The sequence below is a fragment of the Mesorhizobium sp. DxT genome (assembly GCF_058448885.1).
In genome coordinates this window covers 217,480-239,926 of the sequence record NZ_JBZFLJ010000008.1, presented here as the reverse complement: position 1 = coordinate 239,926, position 22,447 = coordinate 217,480, and the positions used below count along the sequence as shown (strand labels likewise).

Genomic DNA, 22,447 nt, shown 5'->3' with positions numbered 1-22,447 from the left:
AACGTCACGAAAGGCGGGGCGTCACGCCGCCAGCCTTCGCGCCGAGATCCGGTGATAGGTGCGGTCCAGCTCGATCCCGACATAGTCGCAATCAGCCTCGCAAGCCGCGACAAGGGTCGAGCCCGAGCCGCAGAACGGGTCCAGCACCAAACCGCCTTCCGGGCAAAAGGCCTCGATCAGGGGCTTCAGGATGGCCACGGGTTTCTGCGTCGGATGCAGCCGGTTCCCCGTGTAAGGGAAGTCGATGACATCAGCCGGCGGGTTCTCCGGCAGGGCGGGACGGCCCTTCGCCAGCACATACGCGGATTCGTGCGTGTAGCTGACGAACCGGGAAGCAGACGCGTATTTCTTGCGAAAGACGATGTGGCCGACGATCCGGAAACCGGCCGCGCGCCAGGCGCCCATGAAGCGGTCGGTCTGCGTCCAGCCGTAAAAGCTCACGCACAGGCTGTCGGGTTTCAAAACCCGGAACATCTCGCGCGCGGCCGGCCCGAGCCAACGGCCATTGTCGTCATTGATGATCCGGCGACCGTCGCGGGATTGATAGCGCACGAGATAGGGCGGGTCGGTCAGAATGAAGTCCACCGAGCGGGCGGGCATCCGGCGCATGACGCTGATGCAATCACCCTGATGGATCACGTTGCGGGAAAAGAGACTGGTCTGGTTCATGGCGTCCTCCGGCCTTGTTTTTGCGTTTCGACGCGGAGGGACAGGACGGCTCGCCAAGGAGGCGGCGCACCGCAGAGAACACGGCCAACACGGGAGTGCATGCGAAGGAGCGGGCAGGCCGTTGCGCCGCCGACTGCGGGCCGTCACCGCTGCGATCCTCTCCGAAACGCCACAAGGCCGGATGCCAAACCGGCCCAGTTATCCCGCTAGACGTGACCAGACTGTGCTCAATCCAGCAGGGATGCTGCCGGGCAGTGTCCGGCCATGGACAAGCCCGACCACAAGCTGGCCGATATCGCGCATGCGGAGCGCCACGGCTTCCGCGTGGCCGATGATCTTGCGGACATGCCGATGTCGGACGCGGAGTTAGACGCGGTCGAAGCCTTCTTGATGGCGGCGTTCCGGGCGGTGATGGCTGGCGAAAGCCTGCCAACGGCGAAGGCTTCCGGCGGTTTCGACTCGGATCAGCCGCAAACCCATGCTGATATCGCCCCCAATAACCGGGTTCGGAGACGAGCACGATGAAGACTATTTCCGCATCTGCCGATCAGGGCGCGCCGCTCCGGGCCGCGCTCTACATGCGCGTGTCCACGGGCCGGCAGGCGGAGAGTGACCTCTCGATCCCCGATCAGCGCCGACAGGCGATGGCCTTCTGCGCCGCGCGCGGCTGGACCGTGGCGGCTGAGTTCGTCGATGCCGGTCTATCGGGCACCACCGATAACCGGCCAGAGCTGCAACGCCTCCTTGAGATTGCCACCAACGGCGGCTCGGCGTTCGACGTGGTGGTGGTGCATTCCCTCAGCCGCTTCATGCGCGATGCCTTCTTGCAGGAAATGCACGTGCGTCGCCTCGCCAAAGCAGGTGTGCGGCTTGTGTCGATGACGCAGGAAGTGGGGGATGACCCCGTCGGCGTCATGGTCCGGCAGGTCTTCGCGCTGTTCGACGAATACCAGTCGAACGAGATCAGGAAGCATGTCAGCCGCTCGATGAACGAGAATGCGCGGCAGGGCTTTTGGAACGGTGCGGCTCCGCCCTTCGGTTATACGACCGTCGCGGCCGGAGAGCGTGGCGCGCGCATCAAGAAAAAGCTAGCCGTCGACACGGTCGAGGCAGAGACCGTGCGCCTCATCTTCCGGCTCCTGATGGAAGGGGACGGGGTATCTGGCCCGATGGGCATCAAGTCGGCGGTGTGCTGGCTGAATGAGCGCGGCTACCGCACGCGCGGCGGGGCGCGATGGGGCATCGGCCCCCTGCATAGCCTTGTGACCAACACGGTCTACAAGGGTGAGGCGGTGTTCAACCGCAAAGACTCCAAGACCCGCAAAGAAAAGCCGGCCTCAGAGCACATCGTCGTTGCCTGCGATCCGATCATCGATCCAAACGAATTCGACGCCCTGCAGGCGAGCCTCAAGGCCCGCAACCCGAAGGCTGCGCCGCCGCGCGTTGTCACGGGACCAATCCTGCTGACCGGTATAGCCACCTGCGCGAGCTGCGGCGGCGGCATGACCATCCGGACCGGCAAGTCCGGCCGGTATCGGTACTATGTCTGTGCGACCTGCGCGCAGAAGGGCAAATCGGCCTGCAAGGGCCGTTCCGTGCCCATGGACCGGCTCGATGACGCCGTGATGGAGCGTATCAGCGCCCAACTCCTAACGCCTGAGCGGGTGGGGGCGCTACTGCGCGGCCTGATGGACCGCCAGACCCGCAAGGATGAAGACCATTCCAGCCGCCTGTCGGCGCTACGGGCCAAGCTGACCGACGCTGAAAACCGCCTTAGCCGACTTTATCAGGCCATCGAGAACGGCGTCGCCGATCCCGCCGATCCGACCCTGAAAGATCGGGTGGCCGCCATCAAGACCGAGCGGGACATTGCGCAAACGGCCTTTGACCGGGCTGTCGCCGAAATGCGCCCGGACGCCCGGGTCACCGAAGAGAAGATCGCAGCGTTCGTTGAGGTCATGCGCCAGAACGTGCTGACCGGCGACACGTCCTTCCGCCGTTCCTACCTGCGGGCCGTCATCGACAAGGTCGAGGTCGATGACACGGAAATCCGCATCCACGGACGGCGGACGGTTCTGGAGCGTCTGGTTATGGGGGGAGGGGCGGCTCCGGCCGGAGTGCCCAGTTTTGTTCGTGAATGGCGCACCCGACAGGATTCGAACCTGTGACCTCTGCCTTCGGAGGGCAGCGCTCTATCCAGCTGAGCTACGGGTGCTTATTCCAGAAGTGCTCCGGGTGTGGCCACTGGGTCGCCTAGTGCGGGTTCTTACAGGATGGCATCGGCGGCTTCAACAGGTGAAATCGAGGCGAAGACTGGCAACACGCTCTCAAGATCGGACGCGGGCGGGTCGCCCTCAATGCAAGCTATGGGCGTCGCAAGGCCATTGCGGACCAGTTTGGCTGACGACGAGAGATTCGCAAAGCTGCGTATCAATATCGGAAGCCCTGCAGCGACATCGCTGGAATTCCATCTTATCGCACGCGTGGACCTCGACTCGAGTGCCGGAGTTCTGCGCCTAGGTGCGGAAGTGGCGACTGCGCCTAGCCCTCTCACGGGCTAATATCCGGCAGAGATTAAAAAGTCTTGGTGCAGCAACTGGCGGAGAGGATGGGATTCGAACCCACGAGGCCCTTTTGGAGCCTACTCCCTTAGCAGGGGAGCGCCTTCGACCACTCGGCCACCTCTCCGTCGCCCGCTGGATAAAGAAAACGCGGCGGACAATCAACAAGCGCGTAGTCCGCATATGAAAAAAGCTGAGAGCCTTGGCTCCTATTAGGGCGGCGCTTTCCATGTCTCATCCCAGACGTCAGGGAATCAGCATCCGCGCCCCCATGTAAAGAATCGCTGAATGCCCGCGATTCTCCCTCGGGCACAGACCGATTCCGCACTGGTTCGGGCCGATAAAGCCCCCCGGGGCGGCCCGGCGGTTAAGAGTTCCTTACCAGGGGCACCGAAATCGTGTCATTTGTGCAACAGCGATTTTGGATAGCACCCACACAAGCCCCTCCTGACCGGGAACGCAGTTGAACGCGACGGCGCGATGCGTATTGTCATGCTCGAAGAAGGGGCGTGAAGTCGCGTCTTTTTCGAGAATTGGGGATGGGGCAGGGAACGCTGTCCTTCAGCAAAAAATACCCAGACCCGCTTTTTAACTTTTGACTGGAGGTCAGAAAATGAACATCAAGAGCCTTCTTCTCGGCTCCGCAGTGGCTGCTGTCGCTGCAACCGGCGCTCGCGCAGCTGATGCGATCGTCATCGCCGAGCCGGAGCCGATGGAATACGTTCGCATCTGCGACGTGTACGGCGCTGGTTTCTTCTACATCCCGGGCACCGAGACCTGCCTGCGCATCGGTGGCTACATGCGCTACCAGATGAACTACAGCGACGCTGACTGGGTCAACCCGGACACGGGTCTGGTTGAGGACTATCGCTTCTCGAAGTTTGCTCGTTTCCAGCTGAACGTCGATGCGCGCAACGAGACCGAGTGGGGCACGCTGCGTTCGTACGCTGAGGCTCGCTTCGACTGGTCGTCCTACAACTGGATCGGCGCTCTTGGCGTTGGTGGCGGTAACAACGTCTACCTGAACCAGGGCTTCATCGAGCTGCAGCAGGCAAACGGTACCATTCGCCTTGGTAAGAGCGACACCCCGTATGCTCGCTTCCTCGGCTACGGTTCGCCCTTCGGTCCGTTCGATGGCTCCTACGGCTTCAACAACGGCGGTGAGCTCTCCTACCAGTACAACGGCGCCAATGGCTTCTCCGCCATCCTCGCTGTGGTTGAGACCAACACCGGTCTGTTCGAGCCGGCTGTCGAAGGCGGCGTGAAGCTGACGCAGGGCTGGGGCGACATCGGCGCCATGGTCGGCTACGACACGGTTGTGGAAGAGTGGGGCGCGAAGCTCGTCGGCAATGCCAAGTTCGGCATGGTTGATGTCGGTGCGCACCTCTACTACGCAAGCGGCCCGGGCTCCATCTACACCATCGGTGGTTCGGAGTTCTCGGTCCTGGCATACGCCAAGGCCAACGTGAGCCAGACCCTGGCGATCGCTGCTGCTGTCCAGTACTTCGACGACGAGTACCTGGCCTCCAACGACACCTGGCAGGTCACCGGTGGCCTCGACTGGCGTCCGGTTTCGGGTCTCCGCATCCGTCCGGAAATCCAGTACACCACGACCGACACCATTGTGGGCGACGTCGACAACTGGCGCGCGGCTATCCGCTTCGATCGCACCTTCTAATCAGCTTACAAGTTGATTTGAGAAAGACCCGGCAGGCAACTGCCGGGTCTTTTCTTTATTTCAGGATAGCTTGAATGGCGTGGGCGCCCGCGGCATTGCATCGCCAGACGGATGGCTTGACGTGGTATAAATGCGCCTAAGATGGGCGAGCCGGGCGCAGCGAAGCAGCTTTTATCGGAAAGCGGCAGCCTTCAGCCCAAGACCAATGGACCCTCGGTGGCGTTCGATTGGCTATCGGCCACCTTCGCAGCGCGTCAGAAAAGCCTCTATGCGCGCAGGCAGATCGCCGGTCTCCAGCATCGGCGCGTGTCCCTGACCATCCACCGTCAGAGCTTCGAGCCGCGAATGATGATCTTTCATCGCCTTCAGTGTTTCGGCAGATAGCAGCATCGAATTCGCGCCGCGTATCGCTAGCACGGGTGCCGCCTTAAGTCCCAGAAACTGTGGCCAGAAGACCGGCAGCGGCTTGCTGAAATCGATACCTTTCAATGTCTTGACGAGCGCTGGGTCGAAATCGGGCACGGGCCGCCCTTTTTCGTCGCGATAGAGGGCACGAGCCATCCGCTGCCAATCGTCTTCGGTCAGCGCGGGAAAGGCCGCTCCCTGGGCTGCCTTCAATATGCCGGCTGCTTCCTCGAAGCTCTTCGGCCTAGGCGCCCGTTCGACATAGGCGCGTATCTGCGCCAGACCCGCACCTTCAAGCACCGGGCCGATGTCGTTCAGGACAACTGCCTTGATGGCGCGCGGCACCATTGCAGCCAGTGCGAATATGATCAGCCCACCCCGAGATGTGCCGATGAATGCGCAGTTCTCCAACCCCAGCGCTACGAGACCGGCCGCCACGTCGCGTGCCTCAACGGCGACATTGTAGTTGTGCCAGTCCCGGTCATAGTCCGAGCGGCCGCGTCCGCGATAGTCGAACACCACCACTTTCCGCGGTGTTGGCGCGTCTCTGGAAAGATAAAGCGCCAGCTCGTGAAAATCGCGGGCGTTGCGGGTCAAGCCGGGCAGGCATATTGCCGGCATCGAGCCATCGTGGCCCGCGCCATAGATCCGTGCCGACAGCATCAGGCCGTCGGGTGCGGAGAAGCGCTGTTCGATGAAGTCCGGCGCGTTCAGGGCGCGCGTCCGCTCACCAGATCGGTGGCGATTTCCATCTGCCCCGAAAGCCGCATCTTGTAGACCTGATAGTTTTCCATCACGCGCTGAACATAGCTGCGCGTTTCATGGAATGGAATGCGCTCGATCCAGTCGACGACCGTATCGATATCCTTGCCGCGCGGGTCGCCATAGCGCTCCACCCATTCCTGCGCGCGCCGCGGGCCCGCATTGTATCCGGCGAAGGTCAGCACATAGGAGCCCGCAAAACGTCCGAGCTGCTCGTCCAGGTAGCGTGCGCCCAACGTGGCATTGTAACCGGCGTCGCTCGTCAGCCGCGCCGGCGCGTAGCTCAACCCCGCCTTGCGGGCCATATCCCGAGCGGTTCCCGGCAACAATTGCAGGAGCCCGAGCGCACCCGCACCGGAGCGAGCGCCGGCGTTGAACTCGCTTTCCTGCCGCGCGATGGCATAGGCCAGCGCCTTGCCGGGGCTGGCGATGTCGGCACTGGCGGGAATGGCCCCGACCGGATGGGTGAGCCCGCCGACATCGAGCCCGCGCGCTGCCGCCCATTTCCCTATCCTCAGGGCGAGGAAGTAGTTGCCCTGGCTCTCGGCCATGCCGGCCAGCAGCGCGAGCTCGCCGACGCTCGTCAGTTCCTGCGACAGCGCCCGGTAAAGGTCGGTGCTGCGGTAGCCATGACCGGCGGCGTCAAGCCGGCGGATGGCTTTGACGGCGTCGCGTGCCTCGAAGGTGCTGCGGTCGGCGTCGGTCGGGGAGGGCGGCTCGGCCAGCACCGTTTCGCGGCCGAGTTTGGCGGCTGCGAGCTGGCCGTAGAATGCGGTGCCGTGGGCTGCCGCACGTTCGTAATGTGCGCCCGCATCGCCGGGTCCGCCCGCCTCGGCGGCCCGGCCAAGCCAATAATACGCGCGCGACAGCGAGATCGGGCCTTCCGCGATCTCGGCAATGCGGGTGAAATGCCTGGCGCCGGCGTCCGCATCTTTCAGGCCCCGAAGGGCATACCAGCCTGCATGAAATTCGGCGTCCGCTGCCTGTGCGGGGCTCTCGGCGGCATGGGCTGCAGCGAGCTTGTAGGCCGTCTTTGGATCTCCGAGGTCCAGCATCTCGCGCGAAAGAACGCGTCTTTCGATCCACCAGGCATCCGGGTCCACCAGCAAGGATGCGTCGGTCGGCGCCGAAAGCATCACCGTGGCTGCCTCATTGTACTTTCCGGTCCTTCTCAGGTGCCGCGCACACGCGAAAATATATGCCGCGGATCGCTGGTCTTCCGGCACCAGATCGAGCAGTTCGCCGGCATTGCGCTCGTTGCGCGCGACTGCGGTGAAGGCGCGTACCAGTTCCCGCCCATCGGCAAGAGCTGCGACGCGTTCCGCCGAGGCGATCCGCTCGTCATAGAGCATGCGCTCCATGCGGAAGCGATGGTCGAAAACGGGAATCAGGCTGCCGAACTCGCGAAGGATCGCCTGCTCGTCCTGGGCACTCAGCTTTTGTGTCCGCCAGAAGGGTGACAGGACCATGCGTGCTGCATCGACCTGCCCCATCGCGAGCCGGGCCCGGGCAAGGATCATCACACCCTCGGCCGTTTGCGGTGGCCGGTCGGCCATCGCGGCCAGAACCGCACGCGGTCCGGCGTCTTCCCGGTTGAGCGCGCGTTCCATGTTGGCGCGCAGCGCGTCGAGGCCGGGCCAGCTGGCAAGTTCCTGGATGGCGGCTTCAATCTCGGCACTCGACAGATTGGCTCCGCCGGATGAGGCGATGGCCCATGTCAGCAGCCGATGCTCTAATGTATCTTTCTTGATGGCATCACGAATGCCGCGTGCCGTGCCGATCTCTCCGGAAGCGATGGCGTCGAGCCCGCTCCGCAGCAGAGTTGACGGGTCTGCTGCAAGCAGGTCGGCAGCCATGCCGGCCGCCGAGAACGCCGCGACCGAGCCGGTGGCTATCGCACCGTCAATGGCCGAAAGCCCCGAACTCGCTTGCGGCCGGCTGAACGGGAGCGGCGCAAGTTCTGGAAGCGCGCTCTGCGCCAAGGCAGAGCTGCTCAGGAAAATCAGGAGGCTGGCGGATGCAGCGAATAAGCTGCACTTCATCGATGATAACCTCTGTTTCAGGCGACGACAGGACCGGATAAAACGCATTCTGTCGCCAATCGCTGAAAATGGCGTTAACGAAAGGTTAGCGCAGGGCCGGCCAATCAACGAGCTACATTCGCCCTCATCTTGCCGGCTGCAAGTGTCAAGACTATGGTGCGCAGCCGCGCTTTCGGCTAGAAGCCGGCGCAAAACCTTCACCCAAAGCCGCCCGAAGGGGCATCCCAGGAGTCCACATCATGTTCAGAGGGTCACTGACCGCGCTTGTCACGCCGTTCACGCGGGATGGCGCGCTGGACAAAGATGCCTTCCGCAGCCTTGTCGAGTGGCAGATCGCGGAGGGGACGAACGGGCTCGTCCCGGTGGGTACCACGGGCGAGTCGCCCACGCTGTCGCATGCGGAGCATCGCGAGGTGGTCGAACTGTGTGTCGAGGTAGCGGCGGGACGCGTGCCGGTCATAGCTGGCGCCGGCTCCAACAACACCGCCGAGGCGGTGGAACTCGTGCGCCATGCCGAGAAGGTTGGCGCAGATGGCGTGCTCGTCGTCACCCCCTATTACAACAAGCCCACGCAGCGCGGGCTCTACGCGCACTTCTCGGCAGTCGCGCGCGCGACCAAGCTGCCGATCATCATCTACAACATCCCCCCGCGTTCGGTGATCGACATGACGCCGGAAACGATGGGCCGCCTCGCTGGCGAGTTCGCCAATATTGCCGGCGTCAAGGATGCCACCGGCAAGGTCGAGCGCGTCTCCGAGCAACGCATTACCTGCGGCAACGACTTCATCCAGCTTTCGGGCGAAGACGCCTCCGCTCTGGGATTCAACGCGCATGGTGGGGTAGGGGCGATTTCGGTTACTGCCAACGTTGCCCCACGGCTCTGCGCCGAATTTCAGGAAGCGTCGCTTGCTGGCGAGCGCGACCGCGCAATCGAACTTCAGGATCGCTTGATGCCGCTTCACAAGGCGATCTTCATCGAGCCGGGCGTCTCCGGCGCGAAGTATGCGCTTTCGCGTCTTGGGAAAGTCGAAAACAGCGTGCGTTCGCCGTTGATGACGGTCGAGGCCGGCACCGCGGAACGAATCGACGCCGCGCTTATCCATGCGGGGCTTCTGAACTGACGCGCCTCGCGCGCGTTCACTGATCATGGCCAAGAACAGCAAGACCATAAACGGCAAGACCGTCGCCGAAAACCGCAAGGCCCGCTTCGCCTATGAGGTGGTCGACACCTATGAGGCCGGCCTTGTGCTGACCGGCACCGAGGTGAAATCGCTGCGCGAGGGGCAGGCCAACATCCAGGAGTCATACGCCTCGGTCGAGGGCGGCGAGATCTGGCTGATCAATTCCTATCTGCCTGAATATCTCCAGGGCAATCGCTTCAATCACGAGCCCAGGCGAAGGCGCAAACTCCTGCTCAACAAGAAGGAGATGGCGCGGCTGTCCCAGGCGGTTGAGCGTGAAGGCATGACCATGGTGCCGTTGAAGATTTACTTCAACGACCGTGGTCGCGCGAAGATGCTGCTCGCTGTCGCACGCGGCAAGAAGCTTCACGACAAGCGCGAAACCGAGAAGAAGCGGGACTGGGCGCGCGAAAAGGGGCGGCTTCTCAAACAGCACGGCTAGCCCATGTGAGCCGGCCTAGTCCCTATCAAGAAAATCCCGAACGTCCTTGAAAACGCTGACGAACATCTCTTCAGTCAGCCGGCCGGTATTGGTGTTGTACCGCGAGCAGTGATAGCTCGAGAACAAGCGGATCGTGCCGACATCCTGCGCCGCGCCGTGGGCGAACGGATAGGCTGCAACGCGCTGGCCCAGCGCGCGCACGGTCGACTGGTGAGCGATCGTGCCGAGGGTGAGAATGGCGCGAAGATTGGGAAAGCGCTGGATCGTCGGCGTCAGGAAATTCCGGCAGGTGTTGATCTCCGCGCCGACCGGCTTGTTTTCCGGCGGCACGCAGCGCACCGCATTGGTCAGCGCGGTCTCGATGAGTTGCACCCCGTCATCCGGTCGGGCCTTGAACTCGCCGCGCGAGAAGCCGAAGCGCGAAAGCGTCGAATAGAGCAGGTCGCCGGCATAGTCCCCGGTAAAGGGACGCCCGGTCCGGTTGGCGCCCCGCAAACCCGGGGCCAGCCCGACAATAAGAAACCGCACAGTCTCGTCGCCGCCGGCCGCCTCGAAGGTGGGCACCGGTGCGTTGAACCAGTCTGGCTCGCGGGCGCGCCACAGCGCGATGAAGGAATGAAGGCGTGGGCAGAGCGGACAATCGCGGCCCGGTTCCGCGCACGCGGCAGATTTCGGCGCCATCACAGATCGTCTTCGCCGTCGTCCTGCTCGGGATCGGGTCGGCGCGCGGGGCGTTCGCCAGGCTCGCGGCCGATCTCGTTCTTCAGCGATGCAAGATCGATGAAATGATCGGCCTGGCGTCGAAGGTCATCCGAGATCATTGGCGGCTGCGATGCCATGGTGGACACGATGGAGACCTTGCGGCCCTTGCGCTGCAGCGCCTCGACAAGCGTGCGGAAATCCCCGTCGCCGGAAAAGATGACGTAATGGTCGACGACGTCCGCAAGCTCCAGCGCTTCGACGGTCAGTTCGATGTCCATGTTGCCTTTGATTTTACGGCGGCCCGTGGCATCGGTGAATTCCTTGGCCGGCTTCGTCACCACCATGTAGCCATTGTAGTCGAGCCAGTCGATCAGCGGGCGGATCGATGAATATTCCTGATCCTCCACCAGCGCCGTGTAGTAGTAGGCGCGCAGCAGGTAACCGCGTTTCTGGAAGTTTGCGAGCAACTTGCGGTAGTCGATGTCGAAGCCCAGCGACCTGGAAGTTGCGTAGAGATTGGCGCCGTCTATGAAGAGTGCGATCTTCTCGCGAGGGTCGAACATGCTGAAATATCCTTGGTCATCAATACAAGCCGTCTGAAACGTCGAGCCTGTGGCAACGTCGTTTGGTAATCTGAACGTTGTTTGAGACCCGCTACCAAATGAGATAACGCCGCACTCTGTTCATTCCAAGGGGATCAACCGCGCCCCGAGGCGATTTGGATCACGATTACGCGAAGTGGCGAGGCTGTGGGACTTTCGGCTTGACCTTCCAGCAGGTGGAAGCCGCATGCCGTCAATTGTCCCTTGAAAAAATGGAGTTTTCGATGTCCCGCATCCTCACTTCGCTCGGCGCGATCGTCTTTGCCTGCGGTCTGGCTGTTTTCGGCGCTCAAGCCCAGACCGCGCACGGTGGTCACGGTTCAGCCTCGATGGAAGGGGCCTCAGGGGCCTATATGGACGCAATGACCAAGATGAACGACGACATGACCACGATGGAGATGACCGGCAAGCCGGGCGTCGACTTCGCTCTGATGATGATTCCGCATCACCAGAGCGCCATCGACATGGCAGAGGCATATCTGGAAAGCGGCGAGGGCGATGCCGAACTCGTCAAGCTCAGCGAGGAGATCATCGCCGCGCAGGAGGGCGAGATCGCGTTTCTGAAATCCTGGTTGGAAAAGAACGGCCAATAGCAGCCGGTCTGAGCGGCCGTGCTCGGAAGGTTTGCCGGTTCGGTGCATGAAGCTTGTTTTTCGGCGCCGTTCGCGATATGGACCGGCAAACTCTCCGACAATTCCACCAATGAAAGGGGCGATACATGGCCCGCGTTACCGTTGAGGATTGCATCGACAAGGTCGAGAACCGCTTCGAGCTGGTTCTTCTGGCCGGACATCGTGCGCGCCAGATCTCCCAGGGCGCGGCGATCACGATCGATCGCGACAACGACAAGAACCCCGTGGTCGCGCTTCGCGAGATCGCCGACGAGACGCTCTCCCCGGGCGATCTCAAGGAAGACCTGATCCATTCGCTGCAGAAGCACGTCGAGGTTGACGAGCCCGAAGCCGTCGACGCGCCGGAGCTTGCGGATGCGACTGCCGTCGCTTCCGTCGAGACGGAGTCTGAAGACGACGCCGTCACCTTCGACCGCATGTCGGAAGAAGACCTGCTTGCCGGCATCGAGGGGCTCGTTGCGCCGGAGAAGAGCGACGATTTCTGATAGCTGGCACAGCAGCCGCCACTTTATCGGCGGCGCAATCGTGTCTATCTAGAACATGCGCCCGCAGGCCTGCGCGGCGCATGTCTTCGTATGAGCGACAGGATTTCCGCCCATGATGCGACAGTACGAGCTTGTCGAGCGCGTTCAGCGCTACAAGCCCGACGTCAACGAGGCGCTGCTCAACAAGGCCTATGTCTATGCCATGCAGAAGCATGGCCATCAGCGGCGGGCTTCGGGCGACCCCTATTTCTCGCATCCGCTTGAAGTCGCTGCGATTCTCACCGACATGCGCATGGACGAGGCCACGATCGCCGTCGCGCTGCTCCACGACACGATCGAGGATACCTCAGCTACCCGCGCCGAGATCGACACCCTGTTCGGGCCGGACATGGGCAAGCTGGTCGAAGGCCTGACCAAGCTCAAGAAACTCGACCTCGTCTCCAAGAAGGCCGAGCAGGCCGAAAACCTCCGCAAGCTGCTTCTGGCGATTTCCGACGACGTGCGTGTCCTGCTCGTCAAGCTGGCCGACCGCCTTCACAACATGCGGACGCTCGACCATATGCGGCCGGAAAAGCGGCTCCGCATCGCCGAGGAGACGATGGAAATCTATGCGCCGCTCGCCGGCCGCATGGGCATGCAGGACATGCGCGAAGAGCTGGAGGAACTGGCCTTCCGCTACATCAATCCGGAAGCGCATAAGGCCGTGACCGAGCGTCTTGCCGAGTTCTTCGACCGCAACAAGGGCGTCGTCGGCGAGATCGAGCACGCGCTGTCAGAACTGTTTGTTGAGCACGCGCTCTACGCCGAGGTGAAGAGCCGCCGCAAGAAGCCGTGGTCGGTGTTCCGCAAGATGGAAACCAAGGCGATTTCCTTCGAGCAGCTCTCCGATCTGATCGGCTTCCGCGTCATCCTCGCCAATATCGAGGATTGTTACCGGGCGCTGGGCGCCATCCACACACGGTGGTCGATGGTTCCGGGCCGCTTCAAGGACTACATTTCGACGCCGAAGCAGAACGATTACCGGTCGATCCACACCACCATCGTCGGCCCGTCGCGCCAGCGTGTCGAACTGCAGATCAGGACCCAGGCCATGGATGCCGTGGCCGAATACGGCGTTGCCGCGCATTCGATCTACAAGGACCATGGCAGCAAGACCGAAGCGGCAGGCCACACCATTTCGAAGGATACCAACGCCTATGCCTGGCTACGCCAGACCATCGAGGCGCTGTCGGAGGGAGACAATCCCGAGGAGTTCCTCGAAAACACCAAGCTGGAGCTTTTCCAGGATCAGGTCTTCGCGTTCACGCCTAAGGGCAGGTTGATCGCCCTGCCGCGTGGCGCAACGCCAATCGACTTCGCCTATGCAGTCCACACCGATGTCGGTGACACCTGCGTCGGCGCCAAGGTCAACGGTCGCATCATGCCGCTGATGACCGAGCTGAAAAACGGCGACGAGGTCGAGATCATCCGTTCCAAGGCGCAGGTGCCGCCGGCCGCATGGGAATCGATCGTCGTCACCGGCAAGGCGCGCTCGGCCATCCGCCGTGCGACCAAGAACGCGATCCGCAAGCAGTATTCGGGCCTCGGCGCGCGCATCCTCGAGCGCGCCTTCGAGCGTGCCGGCAAGACCTTTTCCAAGGACCAGCTCAAGCCTGTGTTGCACAGGCTTGCCCGCAAGGAGGTCGAGGACGTGCTGGCGGCCGTCGGGCGCGGCGAACTCTCTTCGCCGGATGTCATGAAGGCGGTCTTCCCCGAGCACAAGGAAGAGCGCGTCACCCAATCGGCGAAGGAGCGCGAGGAGGGCTGGTTCAACCTGCGCAACGCAGCCGGCATGCTGTTCCAGATCCCGGGTCGCGCATCTGCGCGCAAGAGCCGCAAGGCGGAAGTGTCTGGTGCCGGCGGGGCCGTGCCGATCCGTGGCGTGCGCGGCGACCTGCCGGTTTCATTCGCGCCGGAAGGGGCAGTGCCCGGAGATCGCATCGTCGGCATCATGCAGCCGGGATCGGGTATCACCATCTACCCGATCCAGTCGCCATCGCTGACCGCGTTTGACGACCAGCCCGAGCGCTGGATCGACGTGCGCTGGGACATCGACGAGGACATGAAGGAGCGTTTCCCGGCGCGCGTTTCGGTAACCGCCATAAACGAGCCCGGATCGCTTGCTTCGATTGCCCAGACGATCGCAAACAACGACGCCAACATTCATACGCTCTCGATGGTGCAGACGGCGCCCGACTTCACCGAAATGGTCTTCGACCTGGAAGTCTGGGACCTCAAGCACCTCAACCGGCTGCTCTCCCAGCTCAAGGACAATTCGAGCGTCAGCGAAGCACGTCGCGTCAACGGCTGACAGGACCTCTCATGATCATCGGCATCGGCAGCGACCTGATCGACATAAGGCGGATCGAAAAGACGCTGGAGCGTCATCCTGAGCGCTTCATCGCCCGCGTCTTTACCGACGTCGAGCGCGAGAAGTCGGAGCGCCGCAAGGAGCGTGCTGCCTCCTATGCCAAGCGGTTCGCCGCCAAGGAAGCCTGCTCCAAGGCGCTGGGCACCGGCTTTGCGCGCGGCGTCTTCTGGCGCGACATGGGTGTCGTGAACCTGCCGGGCGGCAAGCCGACCATGGCGCTGACCGGCGGCGCCGCTCGGCGTCTGGGCGAGATGCTCCCGGCCGGTCACGAGGCGTTCGTACACGTTACCATCACCGACGATTTCCCCTTGGCGCAGGCCTTCGTCATCATCGAGGCGCGGCCGTTGGGCTGAGTGCCAGCTATGCGTTGCCCGCCGCCGCGCGAGCGGCTAAGAGGGGCGCGACCGAACAGAGGACAAAATGAGCGTGGCCGATAAATCGCAGAAGAAATCGGGCGGGTTTGGCGAGACCGTCAGCGTCATCGTGCAGGCGCTGCTGCTTGCGCTCGTCATCCGCACATTCCTGTTCCAGCCTTTCTCGATCCCGTCCGGCTCGATGCGCCCCACGCTGTTGGAAGGCGACTACCTGTTCGTGACCAAGTGGGCCTACGGCTATTCCAAGCATTCGCTGCCATTTTCGCCCGACCTGTTCTCCGGCCGGATCTTCGGCTCGGACCCGGAGCGCGGCGACGTGGTTGTCTTCAAGTTCCCGCCCAACCCGTCGCTCGACTACATCAAGCGGGTGATCGGCCTACCCGGCGATACCGTGCAGATGCGTGACGGCCAGCTCTTCATCAATGGCGACGCTGTTCCACGCGAGAAGGTCGGCGAAATCAACAACCCGGACATCACCGAGGTCAATCGCCCGGTCGAAGTATGGCGCGAGACGTTGCCGAATGGCGTCTCCTACGACACCCTCGATCTGACGCCAGAGGGCATCGGCGACAATACCCGCGAATTCGTTGTTCCTGCCGGCCACTATTTCATGATGGGCGACAATCGCGACAATTCCACCGACAGCCGCTTCAATGTCGGCTTCGTTCCGGAAGATCATCTCGTCGGCCGTGCCAACATCATCTTCTTCTCCATCGCCGGCGGCTCTAGCCCGCTGGAACTGTGGAAGTGGCCGACCGATCTGAGACCGTCGCGCTTCTTCTCGATGGTCCGGTAAAGCGGTCATGGTTTGATGGCCGCAAGAAACCAGAAGCGTATTGAGGCAAGCGACGCCGAACTGGTAAGCGCTATCGAGGCTTTCAGCGGCTTTTCCTTCGCCGATGTCGCGCTTCTGCGTCGCGCACTGACCCACGCCAGCGCGAAGGGTACCGAAGGCAGCGACTACCAGCGGCTGGAATTCCTTGGCGACCGGGTGCTTGGCCTAGTGGTCGCACAGATGGTTTTCGAGGCAAATCCGGGTGCGCCGGAAGGCGAACTTTCGCTGCGTCTCAACGCGCTGGTCAACGCGGAAACGCTTGCGGAGATCGCTGACGAGGTAGGCCTTTCAGGGCTTATACAGATCGGCAGCGAACTCCGCGGCTTGGCTGGCCGAAAGCAGGTCAACCTGCGCGCTGACGTCATGGAGGCGCTGATCGCGGCGATCTATCTCGATGGGGGGTTGGAGGCAGCGCGCGCGTTCATTCGTCGGCATTGGGAGAAGCGTTCGAAAGCGCCGACGGCGGCGCGGCGCGATGCCAAGACGGAGTTGCAGGAATGGGCGCATCAGGTGGCCAAGGCGTCGCCGCTTTATGTGATCGACAGGCGCGAGGGACCGGATCATGATCCGGTCTTCGACGTGTCGGTAAAGATAGCCGGCGTTGCGCCTGCCACGGGGTCGGGCAGGTCGAAGCGCGAAGCCGAGCAGGCGGCGGCTGCCGCGATGCTGCTGCGCGAGGGCGTGTGGGCCCAGGAGACGGATTGATGAGCGACGAAAATCTGGCAGCACCGGCGGAGACCCGCTCCGGCTTCGTTGCGCTGATCGGCGCGCCGAACGCAGGCAAGTCAACGCTCGTCAACCAGCTCGTCGGCGCCAAGGTATCGATCGTCACGCACAAAGTGCAGACCACGCGCGCCGTCGTGCGGGGCATCGCGACACACGACAACGCGCAGATCGTGTTCGTCGATACGCCGGGCATCTTCAAGCCCCGCCGCCGGCTCGACCAGGCCATGGTCACCACCGCCTGGGGAGGCGCCAAGGATGCCGACGTCGTGGTGGTGCTAATCGATGCGGAGCGCGGCATCAGGGGTGACGCCGAGGCGATGCTTGAAAACCTCGCCAATGTGCGCCAGCCGAAAATCCTCATCCTCAACAAGGTCGACCGGGTCAAGCCCGAGAAGTTGCTCAAACTCACCGCAGAGGCAAATGAACGCGCCGATTTCGAGCGGACCTTCATGATTTCGGCGCTGACGGGTTCGGGTTGCCGCGACCTTCTCGATTATCTCGCCAAGCGCCTGCCCGAGGGGCCCTGGTATTACCCGGAAGACCAGATTTCGGACCTGCCGATGCGCCAGCTCGCAGCAGAGATCACCCGCGAGAAACTGTACCTGCGGCTGCATCAGGAGCTGCCATATTCCTCCCACGTCGAGACCGAGAAGTGGGAGGAGAAGAAGGACGGGTCGGTTCGCATCGAGCAGGTCATCTACGTCGAGCGCGACAGCCAGAAGAAGATCGTTCTCGGCCACAAGGGCGAGACGATCCGCGCCATCGGCCAGGCGTCCCGCAAGGAGATCGGCGAAATCCTCGAGCAGCCCGTGCATCTGTTCCTGTTCGTCAAGGTTCGCGAAAACTGGGGCAATGACCCGGAGCGCTATCGTGAAATGGGGCTGGAGTTCCCGCACTGATCAGGCAGCGGACGTCTCCCGTCCTTCGGTGACGAGGTCCTTCTCGAACCACAGTTCGGCATAGGGATTGTCGTTGTAGCGGCCGATTTCGCGGTAGCCGGCCTTGCGGTAGAGCGCCTGCGCTTCCTTCAGCGTCCCGTTGGTGTCGAGCCGCACGCGCGTCATCCCGGCCTCGCGCGCCAACCCCTCCAGTTCGTTCAGCAGCCGCCGGGACAGGCCGAGTCCGCGCGCATCTGGCGCGATCCACATGCGCTTTATCTCGCCCGTCGTGGCATCCAGCGCCTTCAGCCCACCGCATCCCACAGGCTGCCCGTCGCGGCGCGCGATGAGAAACCAGCTTCGGCTTTCCCGATCCTTTGTGTCACCCGCATAGCCGCCATTGCCCGGATCGAACCCGTTTTTGAACCGCCGGTCGAGTTCCTGGAAATAGGCGTCGACGCATCGCTTCGCATCCTCGCTGTCTTCTGGCTCCAGCGCGATGGTGATCGATGCCGCGTTCAGCAGCAGCTCGATCTCGGCCATGGCTACGGTCAGTCGTTCGCGCTGCCTTTCGCCGAGTGGTTGCAGCATCGATCGGGCGAAGTCGTCGGAAAGCGCGTCATAGGCATTCCATTCGGCCCTGCCGACTTTGGTAAGTTCCACGCGCCTGCGCCGCCGGTCGACGGGGTCGGCTTCGACGACGGCGAGCCCGTCGTCGGTCAGCGTCTTCAGCAGCCGGCTGATATAACCGGAATCGAGCCCAAGTCTTTCGCGCAAGTCCTGCAGGTCTGCACCGTCCGGTCCTACCTCGAACAACAGCCGGGCAAGCCCGAGCGGCCGCCCGAGCCCGAGATAGCTGTCGTTGAGCGCGCCGACGCGCAGCGTGAAGAGCCGGTTGAAACTGCGAACGCAGGAGATAGCTGAACGATCCATTATTTGACTTTAGTCAGATATATGGCAATGGCAAGAGGCTGGCTCGTCCGCCTTGAATTTCGCACCGTGTTGGTGGAAGGCTCCTGCGATGGAATGGCGCGACGAAGGAATCGTTCTGGGAACCAGGCGGCACGGTGAAACGAGTGTCATCCTGGAAGTGATGACCCGCGCCCACGGCCGGCATCTCGGCATGGTGCGCGGCGGCCGGTCGCGGCGCATGCAACCGCTGCTTCAGCCCGGAAACCGCATCGACGTCATCTGGCGTGCCCGGCTGGACGAGCACCTCGGCCTTTACCAGGTGGAGCCGCTCGAACTGCACGCTGCACGCCTGTTCGACAGCGCCTGTGCCGTCTATGGCCTCCAGACGATTGCCGGCCATCTGCGGCTTCTGCCGGAGCGCGATCCTCATGCCAATCTCTACGAGACGCTGAATCTGCTGATCGAGCATCTCGAGGATCCGGCATCCGCCGCCGAACTGGTGGTGCGTTTCGAACTCCTCATCCTGGACGAACTCGGCTTCGGCCTCGATCTTGCCCGCTGCGCCGCCACCGGCGGCAGCGACGACCTGGTCTATGTCTCGCCCAAGACCGGCCGTGCGGTCAGCCGCGCCGCCGGCGCGCCGTGGGCCGACCGCCTCTTGGCACTGCCTGCCTTCCTGCGCCGCGGATCGGGCCTGCGGGCCGATCTGGCAGCAATGGAGGATGCCTTTCGGCTCACCGGCTTCTTCTTTGCCCGCAATGTCTATGAGCCGCGTGGGCTGGAAGAGCCGGAGGCGCGCCTTGGCTTCCTGGCCGCACTTCGCAAACAACTTGCATCGGCCGGCAATGGAGAAAACGCTGCATGAACGCAATCGAACTGTTCCCCGGTCATGTGGCTCGCCTCGGCCTCGGCACGATCCCGCACGCCGACATGGCCACGCTTAGCGGTATCGAAGCGTTGAGCCGCGTGGTTGCCGGTGAGTATCCGGCGCCGCCCATCGCCGAGCGCATGAACTTCGCGCTGGTCGAAGTTGGCGAGGGCAGGGCGGTGTTCAAGGGCGTGCCCGGAATGCAGCACCTCAATCCGCTTGGCGGCGTTCATGGCGGCTGGGCAGCGACGGTAATGGATTCCGCTCTCGGCTGCTGCGTCCACACCCTGCTCAAGGCCGGCGAGGCCTATTCGACAGCGGAAATGAAGATCAACTACACAAGGCCGATCACGCCGGACACTGGCGAGGTCACCTGCGAGGGCAAGGTCGTGCACAAGGGCCGCACGCTGGCCGTCTCCGAAGCGCGACTCACCGACGCCAACGGCCGGCTGCTCGCTTTTGGTACAGAGACCTGCTCGATCTTTCCGCTCGCGAACCTGGCTCCGCGCTAGGCTCGACCGGGCTTATTCGGCCGGCTGCAGGGTGGGACGGTCGACTGGCCGTTCCTTGATGGGCCAATGGACGACCGCAGCGAACAGGCCGAGCAGCACACCAAGCCACCAGACCGGGTCGTAAGTGCCGAAAGCGTCGTAGAGATAGCCGCCCAGCCACACGCCCAGAAAGGAGCCGATCTGGTGTGAGAAGAACACCACCCCGCCCAGCATGCCCAGATGCGCGGTACCGAACATGATCGCCACGAGCGAGTTGGTCGGTGGCACGGTCGAAAGCCACAGCAACCCCATGAGGATCGAGAACGTGACCACGGTCGCCGGCGTCTGCGGCAGCAGCAGGAATGCTGTCACGAGCACTGAGCGGCCGATATAGATCCAGACCAGGAACATCGGCTTGGAATAGCGCTGGCCGATATAGCCGGCCGATAGTGAGCCGATGATGTTGAAAAAGCCGATCAGCGCCAGCGCGATCACAGCATAGCGCGCGTCGATGCCGATATCGGAGATATAGGCTGGAAAGTGCGCTGTAATGAACGCGACCTGGAAGCCGCAGACGAAGAACCCTGAGACCAGAAGCAGATAGCTGCGATGGCCGAGCGCTTCCCGCAGCGCCTCGCCCGCCGTCTGACGGTAGGTCGCCTGTTGCGCTGAGCCGCTTGACGAGTTGCCGCGCAGGGGAATTGCAAGCACCGGGATGATGAGCATCATTACGCTCATGACGACCAGCGTATCGTACCATCCATAGGCGGAGATCAGCCCCTGGCTGAGCGGCGCGAACAGGAACATGCCGGCGGACCCGGCGGCCGTTCCGAGCCCGAAGGCGAAACTGCGCTGCTCCGGAGCGACATTGCGGGCGAAGGCGGCAAGCACGATCCCGAAAGAGCCCGAGGCAACGCCCAGGCCCACAAGCACGCCGCCGCCCAGATGCAGCATCGCAACCGAATCCGAATTGGCCATCATCACCAGCCCGGCAGCGTACATCACGCCCGAAAGCGCCAGCACGCGCCAGGTGCCGAACTTGTCGGCCAGCGCGCCGAAGATCGGCGTTCCAAGCCCCCATGCAATGTTCTGGATCGCCATCGCCAGCCCGAATGTGGTGCGGTCCCAGCCCTTTTCCGCCAGCATCGGCAACTGGAAGAAGCCCATGGCCGAACGCGGCCCGAAGGTTATCGCGGCGATCAGGCACCCGCAGATGATGATAAGCCAGGGCAGGCTCGGCGCACCGGATTGAGCGGAAGCGGTCTTGGACATGCTGGGATTCCCGAACGAAAGAGAACGCAAGCTAGGCCACAACCGGCTTTTGTGGAAATGAATAGAAGCGATGAACACTTCAATTCTGTTGAAGCTTGAACAGTTCGCGCGTCGCTGCTCAGTTGAACGGGCTGGAATGGCCGGGCGGCAGCGGGAGCTGGCCCGGTTTGTCGCCGAAACCGCGCAGGATATGCTGCTGCGGCACGGGCAGCGGCTCTGGTGGAAGGATCACCGTTGACGAGCCACCGCCGCCGATGGCCGGCGGAACCAGCGGTGGGGCGATACGCACCAGCGGCCGGTTCGTTTCGGCCATGGGGGAAGGGAGCGCCGGCCGTGGCACGGTGATCGACATTCCCGCGCGCAGGTTCGCCGCGCTCAGGCCAGGATTGGCGCTTCGCAGCGCAGCGACGCTGATACCGCAGGCATTGGCGATGGAACTCAGCGTGTCGCCATAGGATATGAGCACCCGCCCGGGGCAAAGGCTGGCCGCGCCAGCGGGTGCACCGCCAAGCAGCAGGGCGGCGACCATCGCCATATGTATCCGCGACTTCATCTCGCGACCATAGCGGAATTTCGGCAGCGGAAATATGGCGCAGGCTCCGCCCTTGGGTTTCGGCGGCTCAGTCGGCCGGCAGCGCATCGCCTTGCGGCTGCCCGACATAATGGACACTGCGCTGCGGGAACGGGATCGAGATGCCCTTTTCGTCGAAGAGGTGCTTGATCCGCTTGGTGAATTCGAGCTTGGCCGGCCACCAGTTAGGCGTGCTGGTCCAGTAGCGGATCGTCACATCGACCGCGCTGTCGCCAAGTTGTGAAACGAATACGTCGGGTGCGGGATCGGAAAGCACGCGCTCGTCGCCACCGATCACCCCGGTCATGATGTCAAATGCCAGGTCGATGTCGTCGTCATAGCCGATGCCGATGGTCAGGTCGTTCCTGCGCAGCGGGTTGCGGGAGTAGTTGGTGACGGGCGTGTTCCAGAGTTCGCTGTTGGGAGACAGGACGAAGAGCCCGTCGAGCGTTTTCAACTCCGTGGCGAAAAGCCCGATTTCCTGGATCGTGCCGGAAACACTGCCTGCATCGATGTACTCGCCCACGCGGAACGGGCGCAGCGCGAGCAGCATGATGCCCGCGGCGATGTTCTGGAGGGTTCCCTGCAGCGCCAGGCCGATGGCCAGGCCGATCGCGCCAAGGGCTGCGATGATGCTGGCCGTCTGAACGCCGAACTGGGCCAGCACGGTGATGCCGACCAGGATAAGGATCGCGTAGCGTACGATCTGCGAGAAGAACTTCCTCAATGTCTCGTCGAACCCGCGGAAGCGGCCCAGAGCCCCATAGACCGATCGCTGCGCGACATTGGCAACGATATAGCCGCCGATGATGAGGAGGATCGCACCGAGGATTGAGAAGGAATAGGTCACTCCCAGCTCGCTGAGCCGGAGCAGTGCAACCTGGCCGGCATCCATCATATCCGCGGTTCTGGTCTGAAGTTCTTCCATGAGTTCAGCCTCGTCCTTTCA

At 62.9% G+C, this 22,447-nt stretch carries 23 protein-coding genes and 2 tRNA genes; 14 read left to right on the top strand and 11 right to left on the bottom strand.

What is annotated here, in order from left to right:
- Nucleotides 1-21 precede the first annotated feature (21 nt).
- Nucleotides 22-669 (bottom strand): DNA methyltransferase, encoded by a 648-nt coding sequence (locus ACVJNE_RS16765; protein WP_499567359.1) that lies wholly within the window; start codon nt 667-669, stop codon nt 22-24.
- 264 nt (nt 670-933) lie between these two features.
- Between ACVJNE_RS16765 and ACVJNE_RS16760 the strand changes: the two genes are divergently transcribed.
- A complete protein-coding gene (locus ACVJNE_RS16760) occupies nt 934-1,194 on the top strand; it encodes a hypothetical protein (RefSeq protein WP_499567358.1) in 261 nt (86 codons plus the stop codon).
- Complete coding sequence (locus ACVJNE_RS16755) at nt 1,191-2,837, top strand: recombinase family protein (protein ID WP_499567356.1); 1,647 nt, start codon at nt 1,191-1,193, stop codon at nt 2,835-2,837. The genes ACVJNE_RS16760 and ACVJNE_RS16755 overlap by 4 nt, the downstream gene beginning before the upstream one ends.
- Here the strand turns inward: ACVJNE_RS16755 and ACVJNE_RS16750 are convergent.
- A tRNA-Arg gene (locus ACVJNE_RS16750) sits at nt 2,808-2,884 on the bottom strand. The two genes, ACVJNE_RS16755 and ACVJNE_RS16750, sit on opposite strands and share 30 nt — an antisense overlap.
- Before the next feature lie 382 nt (nt 2,885-3,266).
- Nucleotides 3,267-3,357 (bottom strand) — tRNA-Ser (locus ACVJNE_RS16745).
- 486 nt (nt 3,358-3,843) lie between these two features.
- On the opposite strand from ACVJNE_RS16745, the gene ACVJNE_RS16740 reads away from it, so the two are divergent.
- A complete protein-coding gene (locus ACVJNE_RS16740) occupies nt 3,844-4,908 on the top strand; it encodes a porin (RefSeq protein WP_499567354.1) in 1,065 nt (354 codons plus the stop codon).
- Between the two features lie 231 nt (nt 4,909-5,139).
- On the opposite strand, the gene ACVJNE_RS16735 is transcribed toward ACVJNE_RS16740, so the two are convergent.
- Both ACVJNE_RS16735 and ACVJNE_RS16730 read right to left on the bottom strand, forming a co-directional pair.
- The gene (locus ACVJNE_RS16735) at nt 5,140-5,976 is read right to left on the bottom strand and encodes an alpha/beta fold hydrolase (protein WP_499567352.1); all 837 of its coding nucleotides are present in this window, start codon (nt 5,974-5,976) and stop codon (nt 5,140-5,142) included.
- Nucleotides 5,977-6,023: 47 nt separating this feature from the next.
- A complete protein-coding gene (locus ACVJNE_RS16730; protein ID WP_499567350.1) occupies nt 6,024-8,117 on the bottom strand; it encodes a lytic transglycosylase domain-containing protein in 2,094 nt (697 codons plus the stop codon).
- A gap of 239 nt (nt 8,118-8,356) precedes the next feature.
- Here ACVJNE_RS16730 and dapA point away from each other — a divergent pair, with 239 nt between their 5' ends.
- Together dapA and smpB are read left to right on the top strand one after the other, a co-directional pair.
- Nucleotides 8,357-9,238, top strand: a complete 882-nt coding sequence (dapA, locus tag ACVJNE_RS16725; protein ID WP_368802656.1) for a 4-hydroxy-tetrahydrodipicolinate synthase — start codon at nt 8,357-8,359, stop codon at nt 9,236-9,238.
- 25 nt (nt 9,239-9,263) lie between these two features.
- Nucleotides 9,264-9,740, top strand: a complete 477-nt coding sequence (gene smpB / locus ACVJNE_RS16720) for an SsrA-binding protein SmpB (protein ID WP_421929512.1) — start codon at nt 9,264-9,266, stop codon at nt 9,738-9,740.
- 15 nt (nt 9,741-9,755) lie between these two features.
- Here smpB and ACVJNE_RS16715 read toward each other — a convergent pair whose 3' ends face one another.
- Complete coding sequence (locus ACVJNE_RS16715; protein ID WP_499567347.1) at nt 9,756-10,421, bottom strand: uracil-DNA glycosylase; 666 nt, start codon at nt 10,419-10,421, stop codon at nt 9,756-9,758.
- The gene (locus ACVJNE_RS16710) at nt 10,421-11,005 is read right to left on the bottom strand and encodes a LabA-like NYN domain-containing protein (protein ID WP_173190391.1); all 585 of its coding nucleotides are present in this window, start codon (nt 11,003-11,005) and stop codon (nt 10,421-10,423) included. The genes ACVJNE_RS16715 and ACVJNE_RS16710 overlap by 1 nt, the downstream gene beginning before the upstream one ends.
- A gap of 200 nt (nt 11,006-11,205) precedes the next feature.
- Here ACVJNE_RS16710 and ACVJNE_RS16705 point away from each other — a divergent pair, with 200 nt between their 5' ends.
- The 7 genes from ACVJNE_RS16705 to era all read left to right on the top strand — a co-directional run bounded on the left by ACVJNE_RS16705 (nt 11,206) and on the right by era (nt 17,405).
- A complete protein-coding gene (locus ACVJNE_RS16705) occupies nt 11,206-11,637 on the top strand; it encodes a DUF305 domain-containing protein (RefSeq protein ID WP_499567345.1) in 432 nt (143 codons plus the stop codon).
- 125 nt (nt 11,638-11,762) lie between these two features.
- The gene (gene rpoZ / locus ACVJNE_RS16700) at nt 11,763-12,161 is read left to right on the top strand and encodes a DNA-directed RNA polymerase subunit omega (RefSeq protein WP_173190395.1); all 399 of its coding nucleotides are present in this window, start codon (nt 11,763-11,765) and stop codon (nt 12,159-12,161) included.
- A 112-nt stretch (nt 12,162-12,273) separates the two neighbouring features.
- Nucleotides 12,274-14,511 (top strand): RelA/SpoT family protein, encoded by a 2,238-nt coding sequence (locus ACVJNE_RS16695; protein ID WP_379015634.1) that lies wholly within the window; start codon nt 12,274-12,276, stop codon nt 14,509-14,511.
- 11 nt (nt 14,512-14,522) lie between these two features.
- On the top strand, nt 14,523-14,924 hold the full coding sequence (acpS, locus tag ACVJNE_RS16690) for a holo-ACP synthase (RefSeq protein WP_499567343.1): 402 nt from the start codon (nt 14,523-14,525) through the stop codon (nt 14,922-14,924).
- A 67-nt stretch (nt 14,925-14,991) separates the two neighbouring features.
- Nucleotides 14,992-15,741: a signal peptidase I gene (gene lepB / locus ACVJNE_RS16685; RefSeq protein ID WP_368802663.1), complete on the top strand. Its 750-nt coding sequence runs from the start codon at nt 14,992-14,994 to the stop codon at nt 15,739-15,741.
- A gap of 15 nt (nt 15,742-15,756) precedes the next feature.
- Nucleotides 15,757-16,485, top strand: coding sequence for a ribonuclease III (gene rnc / locus ACVJNE_RS16680; protein WP_421929515.1), 729 nt, complete (start codon nt 15,757-15,759; stop codon nt 16,483-16,485).
- Nucleotides 16,485-17,405, top strand: coding sequence for a GTPase Era (era, locus tag ACVJNE_RS16675; RefSeq protein WP_499567340.1), 921 nt, complete (start codon nt 16,485-16,487; stop codon nt 17,403-17,405). Before rnc ends, era begins: the two co-directional genes overlap by 1 nt.
- Here era and ACVJNE_RS16670 read toward each other — a convergent pair whose 3' ends face one another.
- The gene (locus ACVJNE_RS16670) at nt 17,406-18,317 is read right to left on the bottom strand and encodes a bifunctional helix-turn-helix transcriptional regulator/GNAT family N-acetyltransferase (protein WP_499567338.1); all 912 of its coding nucleotides are present in this window, start codon (nt 18,315-18,317) and stop codon (nt 17,406-17,408) included.
- An 88-nt stretch (nt 18,318-18,405) separates the two neighbouring features.
- On the opposite strand from ACVJNE_RS16670, the gene recO reads away from it, so the two are divergent.
- Nucleotides 18,406-19,161, top strand: a complete 756-nt coding sequence (gene recO / locus ACVJNE_RS16665) for a DNA repair protein RecO (protein ID WP_499567336.1) — start codon at nt 18,406-18,408, stop codon at nt 19,159-19,161.
- Complete coding sequence (locus tag ACVJNE_RS16660) at nt 19,158-19,676, top strand: PaaI family thioesterase (protein ID WP_368802668.1); 519 nt, start codon at nt 19,158-19,160, stop codon at nt 19,674-19,676. The genes recO and ACVJNE_RS16660 overlap by 4 nt, the downstream gene beginning before the upstream one ends.
- Nucleotides 19,677-19,688: 12 nt before the next feature.
- Here ACVJNE_RS16660 and ACVJNE_RS16655 read toward each other — a convergent pair whose 3' ends face one another.
- The 3 genes from ACVJNE_RS16655 to ACVJNE_RS16645 form a co-directional block, all read right to left on the bottom strand.
- Nucleotides 19,689-20,927, bottom strand: coding sequence for an MFS transporter (locus ACVJNE_RS16655; RefSeq protein WP_499567334.1), 1,239 nt, complete (start codon nt 20,925-20,927; stop codon nt 19,689-19,691).
- 118 nt (nt 20,928-21,045) lie between these two features.
- The gene (locus tag ACVJNE_RS16650; protein ID WP_499567332.1) at nt 21,046-21,462 is read right to left on the bottom strand and encodes a LysM peptidoglycan-binding domain-containing protein; all 417 of its coding nucleotides are present in this window, start codon (nt 21,460-21,462) and stop codon (nt 21,046-21,048) included.
- A gap of 85 nt (nt 21,463-21,547) precedes the next feature.
- Nucleotides 21,548-22,426, bottom strand: coding sequence for a mechanosensitive ion channel family protein (locus tag ACVJNE_RS16645; RefSeq protein WP_499567330.1), 879 nt, complete (start codon nt 22,424-22,426; stop codon nt 21,548-21,550).
- Between the last annotated feature and the right edge of the window lie 21 nt (nt 22,427-22,447).